Origin of the sequence: Candidatus Methanoliparum sp. LAM-1, assembly GCF_020885915.1 — an archaeon.
GTDB classification, from domain to species: domain Archaea; phylum Halobacteriota; class Methanoliparia; order Methanoliparales; family Methanoliparaceae; genus Methanoliparum; species Methanoliparum thermophilum.
In genome coordinates, this window is the sequence record NZ_AP025251.1 from 151,667 (window position 1) to 172,710 (window position 21,044).

Here is a 21,044-nt window from a genome sequence, read left to right on the forward strand (position 1 = left end):
CCTATTAATCAATTTTCCTCCTCACTATCATTACCAAATATCTTATTCAACAACCAATCTTCTTGAAAAATGATTAAATCGTCGTATGATTGACCTGTGCCAAAGAAAAATATAGGTTTACCTGTGATATATGATATGGAAATAGCTGTACCACCTTTTGCATCAGTATCTAACTTCGTCAATATAGTTCCGTCCAATCCAATCGCTTCGTCAAAGAGTTTAGCCCGTTCTAAAGCATCGTTACCTGCAATAGCTTCATCCACGAATATAGTCAAATCCGGTGAGTTGATCCTTTTAATTTTTTGTAGTTCTCTCATCAGATTAGAATTTGTATGCATCCTACCTGCTGTATCAGCCAAGACCACATCTATACCTCTCGCCTTTGCATGCTCTATGGCATCATAAATAACTGCAGAAGGATCTGAACCGTATTGATGTTTTATAACCTTTAAACCAAGCCGTTCTCCATGAATTTCAAGTTGCTCTAACGCACCAGTCCTGTAAGTATCGCCTGATGCAAGCACAACAGAATAGCCTTTATCTTTAAGCCTCTTTGCAACTTTTGCTATAGTAGTAGTCTTACCTGTACCATTAACTCCTACAAACAGGATTACTACAGGTTTATCGCTCTTTTCTATTATCTCATCGAAAGAAAGGCCATCGTTCTTTATAACATTCTTTATACTCTCATACAATACATCTTCGACTATTTCATCTGTATGAGCAAGCAATTTTTTTTTTCTACCTATCAAATTAGATTTAACGCTCGATACTATCGCTTCTACCACAAGCAACGCCACATTACCCTCCATAAGAGCCAATTCTAGATTCCATAACGGTTCTTCTAAATCTTTTTCGTTTAATATGCTCTCTCCTTCGAGAAGGAAAGTTTTTGCTTTTTTTATAAAACCCAATTTTTGAGCTTTTTCCTCTTTGGAGAGATCTTCTTTTTTGCTTATCGTCTCTATCTCATCTTCTAAGGATGTTACCTTTTCCTTATCTTTATCATGTATCGTCCTACTGATCGATTCTTTAACCGAGGATAACTTTTCTCTTAATGATTTAAACATTTTATACGATCTATAAAAGTATCTTTATTTTGCCAACTCTTCCAACTTAGCACGCAGATAAACAAGCGTTTTGTTTATTTTATCCAATTCAACATTTACATTACTAATAGACTCATTAAATTGTTTTTTCCTCTTTTTCAGAAACTCTTCTGCATCGCTTGTATCTTTATATAGGTTATAGCCCCCGCCAATGTTGATCAATACATTGTTGTAATTATTTAGTACAGCACTTACAAAAGTTCCGCCGCCAATCGGCATAAATACTTCTGTATTCTCAACATTCTCTTTTTTTTTATTTATTAAAAAAGTTATAAACTCCAAAGCATTATCACACTCTTTTATCGAGATATCTAATAAAGCTCTATGCCTCTGAAGTAGATTCATACGTTCTTCATAATTCTTAAATAAAATTAAATTTTTCTGAATCTCTGCATCTTTATCAATTTTTTTACTCTGTTCATCGTTATCCATATTATTAAACCTCCTTTGTTAGATAAACTGAAATACTTCTTCAACCCTTGCAACCTCAGGACCGGTTGTATTGCTTCCTGCTATATATCCTTTCGAGTTTACGATAAGGCCACTGCCTATAAGCGGAGAACCAAAATTGATCGTACCTACACCCAACGGGACATCAAAGATCTTTTCCAAAACTTCAATATCATCCCTCTTGATATACGGATTCACCAACAACCCTTTATTAGTTACTGCCGCCGCTTTTCCAACAGCGTTATACCTACCAACGTATCCTCTATAGACAGTAACACCTAAAAAGTCCTCTATAAGTTTTATAGATTTATTAGATAATTCTGGATGGACTAATGCACCCTTATCATTGATTAATATCAAATTTCCGCACGCATTCATTCTATCATAAGATCGTTCAACGCGTATAACTTTTTTGATAGGTTCTATCTCTGAATCTGTTGCGTACCTAGATACCAAAAAACCTCTTGAATTACCAACAACAAGCGACCCTATAAGGCTTGATCCGTTTATCAAGGTCGATATTACTTCAACATCGAGTTTTTCTGCTATCATCTCCTTTACTTTATCGTTAAAGCTCTTCGGTACGATAGCATAATCCTCATTAATAGAGACAAACACACCGATATTTATATTACTTACGTCTTTTTTCGGTAAATTAATCAGCGACAAGTTCAGCATCCACCTCTCCATCCTCCGATTTTATGGTTCTAACCCTTATAACATGTGGTGGTTTTTCAGCGCCTCTCTCCCAGATTTTTTGGTTTATTGATTTAGATAGGTATACTTTATCCTCATTTGTATGGCTATGCCTCGCAATAAACCTCCTAATCTCTTTTATTGCTGCTTTAGACCGTTTCCATCGTGCTATTTTCACAAAAATCCTTCTTAACGGAATTATATAAATATTCTCTTCTTCTACCATTCAATACTCTCCTTGATCTTTAATACATAACTTGGATATTCTTCCAACTACAGTTATTTATCAAGTTTCGTCCTTCTCCAATGTCTTCTTTTTGGATGAGACATAACATTTCTATTTGTTTTAAGAATAACCCATGCCGGAAGTCTTCTATTCTGGTTCGTATATTTAGCAAGTCTTATCTTCATACCCTTTGTCTTTTTCGACATAGTTTTCACTCCTTTTTTTTTTTATCAACAACTAAAGAATGAAGATGTTTTTTTGGAAATATCTTATCTACGGTATCTTTACCGTAACGATCGGAGATGAACATTCTAATCTCATATTCATAATCGGATCTGCAACTCATATCTTCCTCTTCACGTATAATAAAAAATCTGTTTACGAGTGCATCTATTATCTTTCTGCCAAACCCCGCTAAAGGTCTTACATAACTTATGCTGTATCGATCTTCTAGACTTTTTATTTCATTATAATTTAAAAGTGGAGCCCTATCGTCTCTTCTTGTACCATCTGCAAGTATATCATATCTATCCATAGATGCGGCATATTCCAGGGCTTTTTTATGTATATAATTTAATCCATTATTTGGAAAACCATCATTAATCATAATTCTGGCTGCCTCATCTACCACATCCTCAAAAAAAACCGTCTTGTAGGGAAGACCAATTTTTGCTGCAACGTTTTTTGCGGTCTCCCAATTTTGAGATAAACCAGTAGAAAACGTTAACAACTCTACATCAAAATAATTAGATAATATCAAAGATGCCAGAGAACTATCTTGCCCACCACTAAATAAGACCGCAGCGATCATATCCTCTTTATTTTAAAATCTTTCTTCTTTGGTTGTATCTGTTTAAGTAACAATTTTAGTTGTTCATCTGTTATAACAGATCTTAATCTTCCACTTGACGCAAGAGATATTAATTGATTTTCCAACACCTCAACAATATCAGGTTTTGTCAATCTTAAGTTATTTAATCTATCTCTTGCCTCTATCGTCATTATTTGCCTTAATATTTCTCGTTTTTTTGTTTCATACTCTCTTCTTGCCTCTTCTTCTCTCTCCTTTTGTATTATATTATTTTGTTGAGAAGAGATCATCTCTTCCAATCTTTTCCTCTTAATTTGATCTAATTCATCATCTATCATATCACATCATTTTATCTTTGAAATATTAATAAAATCGTTCACATAATAAAAATTAGTATTTTTTAAGTTCGTTAGATATCTCCTTCTCAATCTCTTTTTTAATATCAAATGCTAGATTATCCATCAAGGATCTTCCCTCTGCCGTTATAATTCTACCTTTTTCTGATTTTTTTACGATGTTCAATGCTTCTAATTGTTGAACTCCATTACGTATAATGGATCCACCTCCTTTTTTAAATCTATGCGGCTTTGATCCCCGATTTTTGGATCCACCATACATAACTCTAAGTTTTTTTATACCTATCGGCTCGTTTATGTAAATCTTCCTTGCCATAGCAGCACATCGGATATACCACCAATCTTCATCGATAGGGGCGCTCTCTTTTTGTACACCAGTTCTAATATATTTAACCCATTCGGGTGGAACAATTTTTTTATCCTCTTTTAATTTTTTTGCCAATTCTTTTATAAATATATCTGCAGGTATGTCATACACTGTAACCATCTAAAAAAATAACCCTCCTTTAATCCTTTAATATTTAAGTTCTTTTTAAATTTTTCCACTATTTATAGGTAATCCAATCGATCAACCAAATAGGTTGAAGGTTGATAACACATAATATAAATTTTTGCACACTTGTAAACATATCATTTTATATTATAACTTATATATAATCTTATATATCAAGACATAACATAGTAATGTATAAAAATGCAACATAAATGTTGTTACATAAAAGCTTTTACGTAAATATTGGTTGATTTTATTGACAATTATTCTACCTCTTAATAATTAAAATAAAAAGATATATATATAAGAAAAATAGAAAAATAGAATACTAATCTTATTAATATCAAGATAAATACAATTAGTCCCGCCTTAACTCAATGGTAGAGTGCGCGGCTGTAGTACGTTTGCACAATAATAGTGTATTACCGCGCAGATACCGCGATGTTCCCGGTTCAAATCCGGGAGGCGGGATTTTTTATTAAAGATTGATATCCACATAACTTTTTTCGATGCTTATATACGTATAGGCTCTGCACCATCATGATCCATGATATGACTATTATTGCTAAAAGGATACAGTGTGAATAAACTGATAGTTTATTGAGTTAAGTCCAGAGATAATTTTTATCTCTGGGTTGTTCTCGTCTTCGGTCATCGATTTTTATGAGTATTGTATAAAGAATGAATTGGATGTGCCTGCAGTTAGAGATAAAAAGATATATCAGATTTATCCAGGATGGGATTTTGGTAGTCCAAGATGGATCTTAGGATTGATGTATATCATAAACAAAATTCATCCTGAGATATTTAATTTTAACATATATGCTGAGGCAGATCTTTTTACAAGAAATTTTATAGGCTAAAATTCTCCTTGATAGAACCCAACAGGTCATTCCACAAGGCATCAGCAAGATGAATATCCTTATATCTGCATATTGATGATATACATACAAAGAGGTTATATAACCCATGAAATATCTTGATCTTTTTAAGAATAAAGATAAAGTGTGTTTATCCATAGCAGGGTCAGATTCGAGCGGTGGTGCTGGAATCCAGGCAGATATAAAGACTTTTTCGATGTTTAATATATCATCTGCAACTGTAATAACCGCAGTAACCGCACAAAATTCTAGTGGTATTAAAAATATACTTGTATGCCCAGAAGATTTTGTATTGGACCAGTTAAACGCAGTATTTGCCGATGGAAACATCTGTGGAATTAAAACAGGAATGTTATACTCTAGCGGAATAATAAAATTGGTTGCATCTTTTCTGTCAGATCTTGATATTCCTATTGTAGTAGATCCTGTAATGACTGCAGAAGCCGGTGGAAGGTTGATAGACGATAACGCACAGAAGATCTTACAAGATCTACTTCTACCAATCTCTACGATAGCAACGCCTAATAAGATGGAAGCAGAAAAAATTGCCGGTGTTAAGATAAAATGTGAGAAAGATGCAGAGATCGCTGCACGAAAAATCTTTGACTTAGGAGCTAAAATAGTTATTGTGACAGGAGGGCACTTAAATGGTACGGATATATATTTTGATGGAGATCTAGAAAAAATAAAAGGTAATCTTATAGAAGGTAGAACACATGGTGCAGGTTGTACTTACTCTTCTCTGTTGTTGTCCTTGCTTGTTATGGGATATACTCCATTAGAATCTGCAAAAATAAGTAAAAGGTTTTTAGAGCGATCTATCGAAGCATCTAGAATGATAGGTGAAAAAGGTGGATCTGTAAATCAGACTATCTGGCTTCTAGATGATTTTGATAGGTTTAACACGTTACAAGAGTTAAAAGAGTCTTTCTATAAGCTAATATCCATAAAAAAGTTAGGAACTATTATTCCAGAAGTTGGGAGTAATTTTGGATTATCCATCCATTATCCAAAGAGTTTAGATGATATAGCTGCTGTAGAAGGTAGGATAACTAAAATAGATGAAAATAAGGTTAGATATGGTTGCATATCTTTCGGATCGAGCGAACATGTCGCAAGGATGATTTTAACGGCTAACAGATACGATAAAAGGATAAGAAGTGCTATAAACATAAGATTTTCAGAGGATCTATTGGACATATGCAGAAAAGTTAATCTCTCAATGGCAGAATTTGATAGAAAAAACGAGCCAAAAAATAGGAGTACGATGGAATGGGGTGTATCAGAGAGTATTAAAAAGTTTGGTAATCATATCCCAGACGTAATATACGATCAAGGTGGTGTTGGAAAGGAACCGATGATACGTATATTTGGTGAGTCGGCTTATAGTGTTGTAGAAAAGATTAAAAAGATAATAGAAAATCTTTAGATCTTCAGTCAATTTTAAATATTATTAAAATCAAGCCATGAAAAGATGACAGTTAAAACTACAATGATTAAAACTTTGGCAGAAGACCTTTTAGAGAGATACAACAAAGAGTTCACGTTAGATTTTGAAAATAACAAAAAAAAAGTTGAAGAATTTACGGATATCACAAGCAAAAAGATCAGGAATATGATAGCTGGACGTATAACTCGTATTTTGAGGGTTAGATCCAAAAAAGCTCCATTGATACGGAGTGAATTTAATGAGGTTTGAAGGTATCATAGCAGCAATGATAACACCGTTCACAAAAGATGATATGATTGATGAGGAAGGATTAAGACGTAATATCGAGTTTCTTGAGAAAAATGAGATAGATGCAATAGTTCCTTGTGGTACCACTGGAGAGTCGGCAACACTTTCTCACGATGAGCATAAAAAAGTCATAAAAATAGCAACAGAGACAGCACATGTTCCTGTTTTGGCAGGAACTGGGTCAAATAGTACGAAGGAGGCGATAGATCTATCCTTATATGCGGAAGACGTTGGGGCGGATGGTGTACTGGTCGTTACACCTTATTATAACAAACCAAATGAAACAGGAGTTATAAAACATTTTGAGGCCATAGCAGATAAGATCAATATTCCAATAATCATGTACAACATTCCGTCCAGAACAGGATTGAATATGCCGCCAAACTTGGTAGCAAGACTGGCTGATATAGACGGGATTGATGGTATAAAAGAAGCGTCAAACAACATATCACAGATCTCCCAGATTATAGAGTTAACACAGGATAAAGAGTTCTATCTCTTATCCGGAAATGATGATCAGATATTACCGATCTTATCTTTGGGCGGAAAAGGTGTTATATCCGTTGCAGCAAACATAATCCCGAGAAAGCTGAAAGAGATGTACGATTCTTTTATAAAAGGGGATATAGATAGAGCAAGAGAGATACATTACAACCTTTCTCCTTTATTTAGAGCACTCTTCATAGAGACAAATCCGATACCTATTAAAGCTGCATGTAATATGATGGGGCTTGCTGCTGGTAATTTAAGGCCTCCTCTCGCCAATTTATCAAAAGAACATGAAGATATATTAAAAACTATTTTGAAAAAATATTTAAAGGAATGATCTACCTTGATAAAAGTGATGGTAGGTGGTGCAAACGGAAAAATGGGGTCTCAGGTATGTAAGAGCATTATGATGGAGGATAATTTAGAATTGGTTGCAGCTGTCGATATAAACGGGGTAGGTAATTTAATAGATGATATCGAGATAAAAGATGCAAGTAATATAAAAGATATCTTCAAGTACCTAAGACCAGATGTATATGTGGATTTTACCTCACCTGATGCAACAATCAGAAATATAAAAATAGCTATAGAAAAAGGAGTAAAAAATCTTGTAATTGGTACTACTGGTTTTTCTAAAGAACAAGAAGAAGAGATAGCAAATCTCGTAACTGGTAAAGTTACCGCGGTGATATCACCTAATTTTTCTATAGGGGTTAATGTCTTCTGGCGAATTATAGAAGAGGCTGCAAAATATCTTAACGGATATGATTTCGAGATCGTAGAGATACATCATAGATACAAGAAAGATTCTCCAAGCGGAACGGCTAATAAGATATATAATATACTATGTAATGTAACGGGTAAAAAAGTTCCAAAGTATGGGAGAGAAGGTTTTTCAGAAAGAGGCGAAGAGATAGGGATACATTCCGTCCGTTTAGGCGATGTTGTTGGGGATCATACAGTCTTTTTTGGAGGAGATGGAGAGAGGTTAGAGGTAACACATCGAGCACATAGTAGAGAAGCATTTGCATCTGGTGTTATACGATCGATAAATTGGCTATTTGAGACTAAGAGGGATGAGAAGATATACTCGATGACGGACGTCCTCGGTTTTTTTAGATAAGATTTTATATTAAGATTCGTTGTATGATTATTCAAAATAAGAAAAATATAAATATAGAATATAGATAGGGATTATCTTATCGAGGTGATATAAAAAATGCCAGCAAAGGTAGATGAAGAGAAGTGTGAAGGTTGTGAGACATGCGTAGATGAATGTCCTGTAGAAGCGATAACCATGAACGAAAATGGAAAAGCTGTAATTGATGAGGACGAATGTATAGATTGCGAAACTTGCGTAGATGTCTGTCCGAATGATGCCATTTATATGGAATAATCTTAAGGATAAATCGCCGCGTCTCAGAGATTTGTTTTAATAATAGATTAAGGTCAATATTTGAGTCTGGTATATCGATATTTCCCATATATTTATATAATGGTAGATTATAACCTTATTAAGCATTTTTATTTTTTTAGTTAGCTTATCTTGGTTTTATTATATTATTAAATTAAACACATTATTTAAAAGAGGTGCTAGATAAAGTGATGAATTATAACAGTAAGGAAATCTTTAAAGGTACAACAACAGCAGGGATAATATGCAAGGATGGTATCGTATTAGGTTCTGAAAAGAGAGCGACAAGAGGCAATTTTATTGCTAGTAAAGATGCACAAAAGATATACAAGATAGATGACACAATTGGAATAACTACTGCCGGAGGCGTTGGAGATGCACAAAGGATTGTTAGGATTATAAGAGCAGAGGCTAATATTTATAAGATGAGAAACAAGGCATCTATGTCTATCAAAGCAATCTCAACACTTCTTTCTAATATTTTAAACGAGAACAGGTACTATCCGTATATAGCAGATTTAATAATCGGTGGTGTAGATCAAACGGGTTCTCATCTATTTTCTGTAGATCCTGTCGGTGGTATGATAGAGGAAAAAAAAGCCGTTTCGACAGGGTCAGGTTCTCCTATTGCATATGGCATCCTGGAGAGCGGGTATAGAGAGGGTATCTCTATGAATGATGGAGTAGAACTTGTAGTTAAAGCAATATTTGGTGCGATAAGGAGAGATTCTGGATCAGGAGAAAATATAGAGGTTGTAAAGATTGGAGGGGAAAAAGGCCTCGAAAAAGTAGATGAGTCTGTCATAAAGGATATAATATCTAATATAAACTATTATTAACAAAAATAGTTCTTCCTATTTTATTAATTTTATAATATTTTGTAATCATTGGTAATATCTTCGAATTTAGAATTTGGTTACTTTTATCTTCGGATATTAAGAAGTAATAGACATCAATTAGTATGAATACCGATAAAACGCTTGATGATTTATTTGATAAAATAAAAGAGATAATAGGAGACTCTGTTAGCTTAACTGGGATAGATTACGAAGGACCGGATATAGTAATTTATACATCTAGCCCGGAAATATTTGCCGAGAACGAGAATATTATTCGTAATTTAGCCAGAGATTTAAAGAAAAGAGTGGTAATTAGACCAGACAGAAACGCTTTGACAGATCCAGAAAGTGCAATAGAAAAGATAAAAAGTATCGTACCTGATGATGCAGAAGTAAAGAATTTTTATTTTGATACGGAGAAGGGAGAGGTTACAATTGAGGCATATAAACCAGGATTGGTGATAGGTAAACGTGCGGCAACGTTAAGAGAGATATCAAGAATTGTTGGTTGGTCTCCAAAAGTAGTACGTGTTCCACCGATCGAGTCGCAGATCATAAAAAACACGCGAGATTTTTTAAAATCTGTAAGTAACGATAGAAGCGATTTTTTAAAGAGGGTTGGGCACTCCATCCATAGAGAAATTACTTCCAAAGAAAAGTGGGTTAGAATCACTTTTTTAGGTGGATGTAGAGAGGTCGGAAGATGTGCCTATCTTTTATCAACACCGGAGACAAAAATTTTGATAGAGTGTGGCATCAACGTTAATTCTGAAAATAATACTTACCCTTTCTTAAATTTACCTGAGATCACACCTTTAAATGACTTGGATGGTGTTGTGATTACACATGCTCATCTCGATCATAGTGGGTTGGTTCCTTTATTATACAAATATGGATACGATGGTCCTATCTACTTGACATATCCAACACGGGATTTAATGACCCTTTTACAACTGGATTATATAGATGTCTCTGCCAGAGAAGGTAAAGAGATACCGTACAATTCTGCAATGGTTAGAGAGGCTTTAAAACATACAATACCAATTAACTATGGCTCAGTAACTGATATCGCACCGGACATGCACCTAACTTTACACAATGCTGGGCATATTCTAGGTTCAGCCTCGGTACATTTTCATATAGGGACAGGACTATGTAATGTAGTATTTACAGGAGATATGAAGTACGAAAAGACGCTTTTATTCGATCCGGCAACCGTAAATTTTCCGAGAGTAGAACAGCTTATCATCGAGTCAACATACGGTGGATCAAAAGATTTACAACCATCGAGAAGATGGGCAGAGAAAAGGTTGCAAGGGCTTGTAAACGAAGTAACAGCCAAAAACGGGAAAGTTTTAATTCCTACTTTTGCAGTCGGGCGAAGCCAGGAAGTTATGATAGTGTTAGAGAATGCTATACGAAACAAAAATATAGAAAAGTTGCCGATATACCTTGACGGGATGATCTGGGAAGCTACTGCAATACATACTGCATATCCAGAATATCTCAATAGTAACCTGAGAAATATGATATTTCACGACGATCTAAACCCTTTCCTATCCGATTGTTTTATAAGGGTAGATTCTGCAAGTAAAAGAGATGAAGCAATGGAGAGTGGTCCGGGAATAATTCTTGCAACATCAGGTATGCTTAATGGGGGACCAATATTGGAATATTTAAGACATCTAGGCCAAAATGATAAGAATATGCTTATTTTTGTCGGATATCAGGCAGAAGGAACATTAGGAAAAAGAATTCAAAATGGATGGAAGGAGATTCCACTCTCTTCTGATGGAAGGACAGATGTAATAAAGTTAAATTTAAATATTCAGACTGTAGATGGGTTTTCAGGACATTCGGATCGGCAACAACTTATGGAATATATCAAAAATCTTAATCAAAACCCCAAACAGATTTTTGTAACTCATGGCGAAGAGAGTAAATGTATAGATTTCGCAAATAGCATCTATAAAAGATACAAAATAGAAGCCATTGCACCAAAAAATTTAGAAACGGTTCGTCTGTTATAAACAGATAGTTTTGAAAGTTTAATTTAAACATCTTTGAATTGAGGAATGATCTCCTTGCTATAGATCTCCAAGGTATGCTTAGGATTTGGACCCATATTGATTAAAGAGAGATGTTTTACACCGGCATCTCTGTATGATTCTATCTTCTTGATACAATCTTCTACGTTTCCTGTAATAGAGAACTCTATGGCTGCCTTGGTCGGTATTAACGTTGTATATTTTATATATTTCTCTAAAAGCGATTGATCTGTTGGTGAGATTTTAGTAAAATTGGCGGATAATAGATCATCTGGTATATCATAACCAGCATCTTTTAATATACTCGGTTGAGGAATGATAAGACTCTTCATAGAATCTATAACAGAGTATGCCTCTTCCCGATCATCGGATATAGCGGTGTATAAATACGCGTTTGGTTCTATATCATCTATAGATCGGCCTTTATCAATAGCAGATTTTTTTATGATTTCTAGACGATTTTTATACAATTTTGGGCTTAAAGGTAGAGGCAACCAACCATCAGCCAATTCTCCAGTAAGTTTTAGCATACGTGTACTGTTTGCAGCAAAATAGATAGGTACCCTATCCCTAACTGGCTTTATCTGTAGAAAAGCATCTTTCAATCTCCAAAACTTGCCATCATAATCGAAAGGTTCGCTAGACCAAAATTTTCTTATTATTCTTACTGCTTCTATTAACCTAGAGACAGGTTTATCCCATTTTATACCAAAAGGATCCAAATTCATACTTTCTCCTGCACCTAAACCAAGAATTGCCCTGCCTTTCGATATCTGATCCACCGTTGCTACCTTTTGTGCCAAAACTGCTGGATGAAATCTATGAGGATCACTGACACATGTGCCAAGTAAAGCATTCTCTGTCTTAACTGCAACCGCGCTTAAAAATGTCCATGCATCAGGAACAAAATCGCCAGATGGCATGAACAATATATGATCTGGAACCCATACCGATTCAAATCCTGCCTCTTCGTTGATACGGGCGATATTTACAAGTTTGTCAACGGGTGTTGTTGGAATCGGTAGATAAATACCAAACTTTATGCTTTTTGACATTTGATGAACCTCTTTTTAAAGATAAATTTCGCTATTTATAAATTTTGTCATGACAAAAGGATTAAATAAAAGTATGATAGCGTATTAACTGATGGTACAGATCAAAAATGCTTTAATTAAGACATGGAACAAAGAAGGTTTGGTAGATTTTGCAAAAGCATTGTTAAGATTTGGTATTTTAGTAAAATCGGATGAAGAAGGATCGGAATTTTTTATAAGAGAAGGAATCAATACAGAAAATCTTAATATATCATCCTATCCAGATATCGATGAAGATATTATCGTGATAAATTTAAAACCGATAAGTTTAATAGATGATAAAGAACTTCTAGGATATTCTAATCTTATATCACTTATAAACAACGGAGCTAAAAGTTACGAAAAACATCTAACGATAGTCGATCCAAAAGATTACAATGAGGTAGTAGAACGGCTGAAAGACGACAGGATCGATTTAAAGTTTAGAAAAAGACTTGCAGCAAAAGCATTGAATTATGCCATAAAATATGATATACATCTTGCAAAGATTATATATGATGATAAATTTCCCGATATTTTGAACATGAGTTTTGAGAAGCGGGAAGACTTGAAGTACGGTGAAAATTATCATCAGAATGCCGCCTTTTATCTATCGAACAACGGATCTTCGGAATCTATATCTTCAGCTATACAATTGCAAGGTAAAAAACTCTCGTATAATAACGTTATGGATGCAAACAATGCCATAGAATGCATTAAAGAGTTTGATAAACCGACAGTAGTCATAATGAAACATGCAACACCGACAGGTATAGCATCATCCAATAATCTGGTACAGGCATGGAAAGATGCTTTTGAAACCGATACAGATTCACCATTTGGAGGAATTGTATCTATAAACAGAGAAATGGATAAAGATTTGGCCGAAGAGTTATCCAAATTGTTTTTAGAGATTATTATAGCACCATCTTTCAGTGACGAGAGTAGAGAGATATTTGATGAAAAGAAAAATTTGATCCTTTTGGAGGTTAGAGGGATTGATAGACCATCGATAAAGGAAGATCTAGAGTTTAGAAGCGTATCCGATGGATTGATAATTCAGGATAGAGATACAAAGAAGATGGAATATAAAGATTGGCGAGTTGTTACAGAAAAGAGACCGTCTGAAGAAGATATTGAAACAATGGTCTTTGGATTTAAATGCGTAAAATGGGTACGGTCTAATGCTATAGTCTTTGTGAAAGATAATAAGACCGTAGGAATCGGTGGAGGTCAGACTTCTCGTGTAGATTCTTCACGAATTGCCATTAATAAAGGAAAAGATAGAATAAATGGGTCAATAATGGCAAGCGATGCATTTTTTCCCTTTAGAGATGCAATAGATGTAGTAGCAAAGAGATATAAACTCAAAGCGATTATCCAGCCTGGCGGATCAATAAGGGATAAAGAGATAATAGATGCAGCTAACGAGTATGGGATTCCAATGGTATTTACCGGACGAAGATGTTTTAAACATTAATAAGGATACATAGATTATAGGTAATAAAAATAAAAAGATAAAAGGCAATCGATGATTAAGATAATCATCGTTTAACCAAAAAGTCTATCGTATTCACCGTTTTCTATCTTTTTCTCCATCTCTTTTGGGGGAAGATCTTCAACTTTTACTCCTACCGATTGACATGTCCCTATTACCTCTTTTACAGCATCCTTTAATTTATGGGATAGCATGGAATTAATCTTTATTTTTGCTATTTTTTTAACATTATCAAGGCTTATGTTTCCAACAAACTCCTTTCCTGGCTGAGAAGAGCCTTTTTCTAACCCTACTTCTTTTTTAATAAGTTCAGCTGTAGGAGGAGACCCTATCTCGATAGAAAAGCTTTTATTATCCTCTATTATAACCTTCACGGGTATCTGCATACCCTCAAACTCTTTAGTTACTTTGTTTATCTCATCTACAATCTGTTTAATGTTAACACCAAGTGGGCCAAGCGCCGGTCCTACCGGAGGACCTGCAGTGGCTTTACCACCAGGTACCAAAAATTCTACAATATCTGTCATTTTTTATCCTCCGTATCTGAATCTATTACTCTAATAGAACTACCTTTTACTGTTACAGGGATTATCACCATCGATTCAAAAAATTCTACAGTTATTTCTTCTTTGTTAATATCAACCTTTTTAACTTTTGCTTTCTCCCCTTTAAACGGGCCGTTTATTATCTCTACAATATCACCTATCTTAACCTTTGCAGCAGAAGGCTGTGGCATCAAAAATGGTTCGATCTCTGATAACGGGACGCTTCCTTTTATAATACCTTTTGCATGCGGTATACCCTTGACAATTTCTTCAATCTCCTCCAATACTCCTCCTTCAATCATAAAATAGCCTTTTAATCCATAAGGCACTAAAATAGATGCAATACTTGTCTTGTCCATTGTATTTATCTTGGTCATTATCATATCAGCCACGTTTCTCTCTTCTCCTGCAACCGTCTTTACTATATATATATTTAAATCGACATTGCTCATTCTACAACCTGTATTTTCTTAAAATAAGAACAAGAAAGCTAGATAGATTCCAAACCCAGCCAAACCTATTATAAATAAACTTAATCCCGTTACTTTACAGGTAGTTTTAAATTCGTCCCAGTTTGGCCTCTCCGTTATCTTGAGTATCAGGACATATCCGTTTAACCTTTCCTTGATATTAAACCTTGCAGTCATCGTACAAAATCTATACCATATTCCTTTTGGCTATCTCTAGGGCTTTTACTCTTTCCAAGAATCTGAGGAGATTTAACCCCCGTTATTATAATCATAACTCTGATCTTGTTTTTTAAATCAGGATCTATCTGTGCACCCCATATTATATTTGCATTGGTGTTTATATTTCGATAAATTTCTTCAACAATGCCTTGTGCCTCTGTAATTGTCATATCGGGACCACCACTAACGTTTACCAAAGCAGACGTTGCATCAGAGATATCCATATCTAGTAATGGGCTTTTTAAAGCCTTCTTAATAGCTTCGATGGCTCTATTCTCCCCATCTGCCTCACCCAACCCGATCATTGCCACACCACCATCGTGCATTATCGTCTTAACATCGGCAAAATCTAGATTGACAAGACCTGGCTTGGTAATAAGCTCGGTAATACCTTTTACTGCCCTCATCAAAACCTCGTCTGCGACTTTAAAAGCAGCTTGTAATGGTAGTCTTGGTACTGCTTCTAACAATTTATCGTTAGGTATTACGATTACAGTATCGGATGCTTTTCTAAGTTTCTCTAATCCAATCTCAGCATTTTTTGCCCTAATAGTCCCTTCTGCAGTAAAAGGAAGGGTAACAACAGAAATAGATAAAGAGCCAGCATTTTTAGCACATTCAGCCACAATTGGAGCACTACCTGTTCCAGTACCACCGCCAAGACCGCATGTTATAAATACCATATCTGATTCGTTGACAGTATTTTCAATATCTGACTCGCTTTCTTTAGCTGCTTTCTCTCCTATTTGAGGAATACCACCAGCACCAAAACCTTTTGTACATTTTTTCCCGATTAATAATTTTTTATTCGCCCGTATATTCAAAAGATGTTGTGCATCTGTGTTCATAGCTATCAGCTTTGCACCCTCGATTCCTTCGTCCATCATTCTGTTGATCGTATTACAACCGCTGCCTCCGCATCCGACAACAATTATTTTAGTCTTAATGCTTTTTAATATCTTCTCCAGTTCTAGTTCTTCTTCTGTAATATTCATATTATCCTTATTAATAGAATAGATCGATCCCGATTTTTCAGTCTGAAAATCGTTTTCTCTTTTTACCTTTTTTAAAGCATCATTAACAATGGATTCCATAATTAGTGCCTCATTTAAGATATTTATCTGACAAGATACAATATCGAATAAATCATTCGATTTTAATGGTTTTATTATTTATAAAACTATCTCATATAAATAATTTTATGAGTATTGATTTATTTTATATACGGCTTTATTCCTCTTTTTCATCAATTTTTTTCTCTATTGCTGACAAAATACCTCTTATATGTTTAATCTCTCTACTACCAACACCTGCAGTTGCTAAGATTCTTTTTATCATCAATACGGTCTTTTCTTTATCTGTTTTTGGAAAATTTATCCTGTATAAAAGCCTTAACAGATGTTCTTCAAAATATATCAGATCATTCCTATCTGGGAAATATTTTTTATTTATTACATTTTTTTCGGAGGTATAGAGTTCATACAGTATTATCCCTACAGATTGAGCAAGATTTAGTGCTAAATAGTCTGAAGAGGAGGGAATATTAAGAACAGCATCACAGAGTTTAAGTTCCTCGTTACTAAGACCATTATCTTCCCTTCCAAAAAGAATAGAGACAATATCTTTTTTATATTTCAAAATTGTTTTCAAATCTTTTGGTGTAATATACAGCCTTCTTACATTAGATCTACCACCTACAACACTGGTTGTTCCGATTACATAATCCGAATTATCTATCACATCGTTGATACTATCATAAATCTTTGCATTCTCCAAAATATCAGACGCATGCATTGCCATTTTTTTAGATTCTAGATTGATTACAGGTGGTTTTATGAGAATCAAATCATTAAATCCAAAGTTCTTCATAATACGTGCAATCGAACCTATATTTCCGGCATATCGAGGTTCTACAAGGACAATCCGAATATATACCATTAAAAAAATATTAAATATTTGAGATATAAAATTTATTTATTACATGATATAGTATTTACCTTAATTCATAATACCTGCTGTATCTAATATACCGTAAGTTTTAAACCAAGAAGATCGTATTGTTGGAAATGGATGTGATATAAGAGATAGAGATTGGAAGAAGTATAGAATAATGAAAAGTTGGTAAAGATCTCCACATCTCTTTTACGATATTCTCACAAGGATAAAACCGAATTGAGATAAGAGTTTTAGATTATTGGTTAATAGATCTATTAAATTGTTTGACACAGCATATATTTACTTCAAATATTAAAGATTTTGATAGAAATGAATTGGACCGAAAAGTATAGACCTAATTTTTTAAAAGAAGTAGTTGGAAATAAGCAATCTATATCAAAATTTAAAAATTGGATGAACGAATTTTTGAACGGTAAGACGAAGAAAGTGGCATTATTATATGGTCCGACTGGGGTGGGGAAAACATCATCTGTTTATGCAATTGCTAACGAGTTTGATTTTGACGTAATCGAGTTAAATGCGAGTGATCAACGAAATTATCAAATGATCAAAAGAATAGCTGGATCTGCGGTAGAAAATTATTCTATTAACCAGAAAAACAAGATCATTTTGTTTGATGAAGCAGATAATCTATATGGTACATCTGATAAAAATGGAATGAGAGGAATAAGAGAAATACTTAAAAAATCAATTTATCCGGTAGTATTAACGGCTAATGATATAAAAAAAGTACCAAAAGATGTAAGAAATCTTTGTACATCCATAAAATTTGATATACTAAAAGATTCAGAAGTTTTATTCGTATTAAAAAATATTTGTATCGATGAAGGGATCGATCTCGATATCCAGATGCTTAAAAAAATTGCAAAAAATAATCATGATTTAAGAGCAGCAATAAATGATTTATATGCGTTATCTACTGGTGTAATTGCTATAAATGAGTCTATTCCTTTGTCTATATCCGAGAGAGATCATGATACAGATATATATTCTTTGCTCCAGGCACTTTTCCACAAAGAGGATTATTCGGCAGCTGCACAGATATTACATAGAATAGATGAGACACCTGAAGATGTGATACTATGGATAAATGAGAATATCTTTAATATTTATAAAGATGATGTAGGACTATTGAATGTATTAAATAATTTGTCTTTATCTGATCGTTATTTAGGACGAATTTATATAAGACAGGATTATAGATTTTGGAAGTATGCAACCGATCTTATGCTAATGGGAGTGCTATCTTCTGATAAAAAAAATAAAAAAAGCCATTTTTATATAAATTTTCCAAAAAGATGGATTTTGCTTGGGAAAATTAAACAAAGAAGAGAATTAATAAATGGAGTATGTTTTAAAATAGCAAAAACCTATAATATTTCGATGAAAAAGGCTAAATCTCATATCTTACCTTTTTTGAAAAAGATATACGATGATGACATCTCAGATAAACTTAAAAAGGAGATTGGATTAACAGATGCGGAACTATCTCTAATATTTAATAAAAATGATTTTAAAAAATTATATCTTAAACATAAGAAAGATGTATCTAAAAAAGAAACAATAAAGCCAGAAAAGGTTCAAAAAAGTATATTCGATTTTTAGCAAATCCAAAGATATTTGATCATTACTACATTTTAATTAGAATAAAGATAATTTTATATTATAGTAATCATAGACTAATATAGAAAGGCATAGTATGGCCGAGGTGGGGTAACGGCTATCCTGTAGGACTGTGGATCCTTCGATCCGGGTTCAATTCCCGGCCTTGGCCTTTTATGTTAACATAAACAAAAAGTATATATACTAGTAGTTTTACTGCTTATGGTATCATATCTTAATATCTCACATATTTATAACGTGATAAAGTTATAACTGGAATAAAAGGGATATAATCGATATGTTTATATAGGGGTAATAACATATATTGAACTTGCAACGATATTTTATCGTTGGGAAATAAGTTTGATCACCTAAATGGTAATTAATGGAGATGTGAAAAGATATTTTCATATCTGACATGAGTCTTTTTAGACCAGCTAGTTCTGGTCGGTTATATATTTGTGAAAGTGGCAGAGCAAACCTCGCAATTCCGGTTGATCCTGCCGGAGGCCACTGCTATGGGAATTCGACTAAGCCATGCAAGTTGAGGGCACCTTTTTAGGAGACCCAGCGAACTGCTCAGTAACACGTGGATAATCTGCCCACAGGATGGGGATAATCCTGGGAAACTGGGAATAATACCCAATAGATCATTGGCACTGGAATGTCCTTTGATCCAAATGCTTTTCTTACGCCTGTGGATGAGTCTGCGTCCGATTAGGCTGTTGTTGGGGTAACGGCCCAACAAACCTATGATCGGTACGGGTCGTGAGAGCGATCGCCCGGAGATTGGATCTGAGATATGATCCTAGGCCCTACGGGGTGCAGCAGGCGCGAAAACTTTACAATGTGGGAAACCATGATAAGGGAATTCCCAGTGTTCCTACATAGTAGGAACTGTTTAGGTGCGTAAAAAACACCTAATAGAAAGGGCCGGGTAAGACCGGTGCCAGCCGCCGCGGTAATACCGGTGGCTCGAGTGGTGGCCGCTATTATTGGGTCTAAAGGGTCCGTAGCCGGCTTGATAAGTTACCTGGAAAATCCGGTGGCCTAACCATTGGGCGGCCAGGTGATACTATCAGGCTTGGGACTAGGAGAGACCAGAGGTACTCATGAGGTAGGGGTGAAATCCTGTAATCTTATGAGGACCACCAGTGGCGAAGGCGTCTGGTTAGAATAGGTCCGACGGTGATGGACGAAGGCTGGGGGCGCAAACCGGATTAGATACCCGGGTAGTCCCAGCAGTAAACGATGCCAGCTATGTGTTGCTGAAACCATGGGTTTCAGCAGTGCCGAAGGGAAGCCGTGAAGCTGGCCACCTGGGAAGTACGGCCGCAAGGCTGAAACTTAAAGGAATTGGCGGGGGAGTACCACAACCGGTGGAGCCTGCGGTTTAATTGGATACAACGCCGGGAATCTTACCGGAGGGGACAGCAGTATGAAGGTCAGGCTAAAGACCTTACCAGATCAGCTGAGAGGAGGTGCATGGCCGTCGCCAGTTCGTACCGTGAGGCATCCTGTTTAGTCAGGCGACGATCGAGACCCGTAGTCTTATTTGCCAGCATGCCCTCTGGGGTGTATGGGGACAATAAGACGACCGTCAGCGCTAAGCTGAAGGAAGGAGCGGGCTACGGTAGGTCAGCATGCCCTGAATCCTCCGGGATACACGCGGGCTACAATGGTCAGGACAAAAGGTATCGACCTCGAAAGAGTGAGATAATCCCATAAACCTGATCTCAGTCCGGATCGAAGGCTGCAACTCGCCTTCGTGAAGATGGAATCGGTAGTAATCGTGACTCAAAATGTCACGGTGAATATGTCCCTGCTCCTTGCACACACCGCCCGTCAAATCACCCGAGTGGGATCTGGAGGAGGTCTTTCTCGCAGAGGAAGATCGAATCTGGATTCTGCAAGGGGGGTTAAGTCGTAACAAGGTAGCCGTAGGGGAACCTGCGGCTGGATCACCTCCTACGTAAAAAAACCGGCCAGAGGCTTAAGGTCTATAAGGGCTCGTAGCTCAGCTGGAAGAGTGTCGCCTTTGCGAGGCGAAGGCCACGGGTTCAAATCCCGTCGAGTCCATCTGAGAGACAAATGCACCAGCAGATCAAGAAGATCTGTTGGGAAGATGATC

Annotated in this window: 24 protein-coding genes, 3 tRNA genes and 1 rRNA gene; 14 read left to right on the forward strand and 14 right to left on the reverse strand. The window is 35.5% G+C overall.

The window, feature by feature from the left end; genetic code table 11:
- Positions 1–8: 8 nt before the first annotated feature.
- From ftsY to LPC15_RS00895, 8 genes are read right to left on the reverse strand one after another with little or no spacing between them, the layout of a single operon-like run.
- Entirely contained in the window at positions 9–1,070 is a 1,062-nt protein-coding gene (ftsY, locus tag LPC15_RS00860; protein WP_229234825.1) for a signal recognition particle-docking protein FtsY, read from the reverse strand.
- 24 nt (positions 1,071–1,094) lie between these two features.
- Entirely contained in the window at positions 1,095–1,541 is a 447-nt protein-coding gene (gene pfdA, locus LPC15_RS00865; protein WP_229234826.1) for a prefoldin subunit alpha, read from the reverse strand.
- Positions 1,542–1,559: 18 nt separating this feature from the next.
- On the reverse strand, positions 1,560–2,237 hold the full coding sequence (locus LPC15_RS00870; RefSeq protein ID WP_229234827.1) for a translation initiation factor IF-6: 678 nt from the start codon (positions 2,235–2,237) through the stop codon (positions 1,560–1,562).
- The gene (locus tag LPC15_RS00875) at positions 2,215–2,481 is read right to left on the reverse strand and encodes a 50S ribosomal protein L31e (RefSeq protein WP_229234828.1); all 267 of its coding nucleotides are present in this window, start codon (positions 2,479–2,481) and stop codon (positions 2,215–2,217) included. The genes LPC15_RS00870 and LPC15_RS00875 overlap by 23 nt, the downstream gene beginning before the upstream one ends.
- 53 nt (positions 2,482–2,534) lie before the next feature.
- On the reverse strand, positions 2,535–2,687 hold the full coding sequence (locus LPC15_RS00880; protein WP_229234829.1) for a 50S ribosomal protein L39e: 153 nt from the start codon (positions 2,685–2,687) through the stop codon (positions 2,535–2,537).
- 5 nt (positions 2,688–2,692) lie between these two features.
- Positions 2,693–3,292 carry a DUF7411 family protein gene (locus LPC15_RS00885; RefSeq protein WP_229234830.1) on the reverse strand — a complete coding sequence of 200 codons (600 nt, stop codon included), beginning with the start codon at positions 3,290–3,292 and terminating at the stop codon, positions 2,693–2,695.
- Entirely contained in the window at positions 3,289–3,630 is a 342-nt protein-coding gene (locus LPC15_RS00890; protein WP_229234831.1) for a DNA-binding protein, read from the reverse strand. The genes LPC15_RS00885 and LPC15_RS00890 overlap by 4 nt, the downstream gene beginning before the upstream one ends.
- Before the next feature lie 52 nt (positions 3,631–3,682).
- Positions 3,683–4,135: a 30S ribosomal protein S19e gene (locus LPC15_RS00895; RefSeq protein WP_229234832.1), complete on the reverse strand. Its 453-nt coding sequence runs from the start codon at positions 4,133–4,135 to the stop codon at positions 3,683–3,685.
- Positions 4,136–4,504: 369 nt separating this feature from the next.
- Here LPC15_RS00895 and LPC15_RS00900 point away from each other — a divergent pair.
- The 9 genes from LPC15_RS00900 to LPC15_RS00940 all read left to right on the forward strand — a co-directional run bounded on the left by LPC15_RS00900 (position 4,505) and on the right by LPC15_RS00940 (position 11,532).
- Positions 4,505–4,612 (forward strand) — tRNA-Tyr (locus tag LPC15_RS00900).
- Positions 4,613–4,776: 164 nt separating this feature from the next.
- The gene (locus tag LPC15_RS00905) at positions 4,777–5,004 is read left to right on the forward strand and encodes a hypothetical protein (RefSeq protein ID WP_229234833.1); all 228 of its coding nucleotides are present in this window, start codon (positions 4,777–4,779) and stop codon (positions 5,002–5,004) included.
- A gap of 106 nt (positions 5,005–5,110) precedes the next feature.
- A complete protein-coding gene (gene thiD, locus LPC15_RS00910) occupies positions 5,111–6,451 on the forward strand; it encodes a bifunctional hydroxymethylpyrimidine kinase/phosphomethylpyrimidine kinase (protein WP_229234834.1) in 1,341 nt (446 codons plus the stop codon).
- A 45-nt stretch (positions 6,452–6,496) separates the two neighbouring features.
- On the forward strand, positions 6,497–6,721 hold the full coding sequence (locus tag LPC15_RS00915; RefSeq protein WP_229234835.1) for a 30S ribosomal protein S17e: 225 nt from the start codon (positions 6,497–6,499) through the stop codon (positions 6,719–6,721).
- Positions 6,711–7,586, forward strand: coding sequence for a 4-hydroxy-tetrahydrodipicolinate synthase (gene dapA / locus LPC15_RS00920; RefSeq protein WP_229234836.1), 876 nt, complete (start codon positions 6,711–6,713; stop codon positions 7,584–7,586). The genes LPC15_RS00915 and dapA overlap by 11 nt, the downstream gene beginning before the upstream one ends.
- Before the next feature lie 18 nt (positions 7,587–7,604).
- A complete protein-coding gene (gene dapB / locus LPC15_RS00925) occupies positions 7,605–8,372 on the forward strand; it encodes a 4-hydroxy-tetrahydrodipicolinate reductase (RefSeq protein ID WP_229234837.1) in 768 nt (255 codons plus the stop codon).
- A gap of 96 nt (positions 8,373–8,468) precedes the next feature.
- Positions 8,469–8,645 carry a 4Fe-4S binding protein gene (locus LPC15_RS00930; RefSeq protein WP_229234838.1) on the forward strand — a complete coding sequence of 59 codons (177 nt, stop codon included), beginning with the start codon at positions 8,469–8,471 and terminating at the stop codon, positions 8,643–8,645.
- A gap of 209 nt (positions 8,646–8,854) precedes the next feature.
- Positions 8,855–9,502: an archaeal proteasome endopeptidase complex subunit beta gene (gene psmB, locus LPC15_RS00935; RefSeq protein ID WP_229234839.1), complete on the forward strand. Its 648-nt coding sequence runs from the start codon at positions 8,855–8,857 to the stop codon at positions 9,500–9,502.
- Positions 9,503–9,624: 122 nt separating this feature from the next.
- Entirely contained in the window at positions 9,625–11,532 is a 1,908-nt protein-coding gene (locus LPC15_RS00940) for a beta-CASP ribonuclease aCPSF1 (RefSeq protein WP_229234840.1), read from the forward strand.
- Positions 11,533–11,555: 23 nt separating this feature from the next.
- Here LPC15_RS00940 and LPC15_RS00945 read toward each other — a convergent pair whose 3' ends face one another.
- A complete protein-coding gene (locus LPC15_RS00945) occupies positions 11,556–12,605 on the reverse strand; it encodes an LLM class flavin-dependent oxidoreductase (protein ID WP_229234841.1) in 1,050 nt (349 codons plus the stop codon).
- A gap of 91 nt (positions 12,606–12,696) precedes the next feature.
- Between LPC15_RS00945 and purH the strand changes: the two genes are divergently transcribed.
- Positions 12,697–14,103 carry a bifunctional phosphoribosylaminoimidazolecarboxamide formyltransferase/IMP cyclohydrolase gene (gene purH / locus LPC15_RS00950; RefSeq protein WP_229234842.1) on the forward strand — a complete coding sequence of 469 codons (1,407 nt, stop codon included), beginning with the start codon at positions 12,697–12,699 and terminating at the stop codon, positions 14,101–14,103.
- Between the two features lie 71 nt (positions 14,104–14,174).
- On the opposite strand, the gene LPC15_RS00955 is transcribed toward purH, so the two are convergent.
- From LPC15_RS00955 to LPC15_RS00975, 5 genes are all read right to left on the reverse strand, one after another.
- Entirely contained in the window at positions 14,175–14,648 is a 474-nt protein-coding gene (locus tag LPC15_RS00955) for a 50S ribosomal protein L11 (protein ID WP_229234843.1), read from the reverse strand.
- Positions 14,645–15,118 (reverse strand): transcription elongation factor Spt5, encoded by a 474-nt coding sequence (locus LPC15_RS00960; protein WP_229234844.1) that lies wholly within the window; start codon positions 15,116–15,118, stop codon positions 14,645–14,647. The genes LPC15_RS00955 and LPC15_RS00960 overlap by 4 nt, the downstream gene beginning before the upstream one ends.
- Positions 15,119–15,136: 18 nt before the next feature.
- Positions 15,137–15,313, reverse strand: coding sequence for a protein translocase SEC61 complex subunit gamma (locus LPC15_RS00965; protein ID WP_229234845.1), 177 nt, complete (start codon positions 15,311–15,313; stop codon positions 15,137–15,139).
- Complete coding sequence (ftsZ, locus tag LPC15_RS00970; protein WP_229234846.1) at positions 15,310–16,449, reverse strand: cell division protein FtsZ; 1,140 nt, start codon at positions 16,447–16,449, stop codon at positions 15,310–15,312. The genes LPC15_RS00965 and ftsZ overlap by 4 nt, the downstream gene beginning before the upstream one ends.
- Before the next feature lie 136 nt (positions 16,450–16,585).
- Entirely contained in the window at positions 16,586–17,293 is a 708-nt protein-coding gene (locus LPC15_RS00975) for an RNA methyltransferase (RefSeq protein ID WP_229234847.1), read from the reverse strand.
- Between the two features lie 327 nt (positions 17,294–17,620).
- Here LPC15_RS00975 and LPC15_RS00980 point away from each other — a divergent pair, with 327 nt between their 5' ends.
- The 4 genes from LPC15_RS00980 (at position 17,621) to LPC15_RS00995 (ending at position 20,992) form a co-directional block, all read left to right on the forward strand.
- A complete protein-coding gene (locus LPC15_RS00980; protein WP_229234848.1) occupies positions 17,621–18,916 on the forward strand; it encodes a replication factor C large subunit in 1,296 nt (431 codons plus the stop codon).
- 97 nt (positions 18,917–19,013) lie between these two features.
- A tRNA-His gene (locus LPC15_RS00985) sits at positions 19,014–19,085 on the forward strand.
- A gap of 315 nt (positions 19,086–19,400) precedes the next feature.
- A 16S ribosomal RNA gene (locus LPC15_RS00990) occupies positions 19,401–20,883 on the forward strand.
- Positions 20,884–20,919: 36 nt separating this feature from the next.
- Positions 20,920–20,992: transfer RNA gene (locus LPC15_RS00995), tRNA-Ala, on the forward strand.
- The last annotated feature ends 52 nt before the right edge of the window (positions 20,993–21,044 follow it).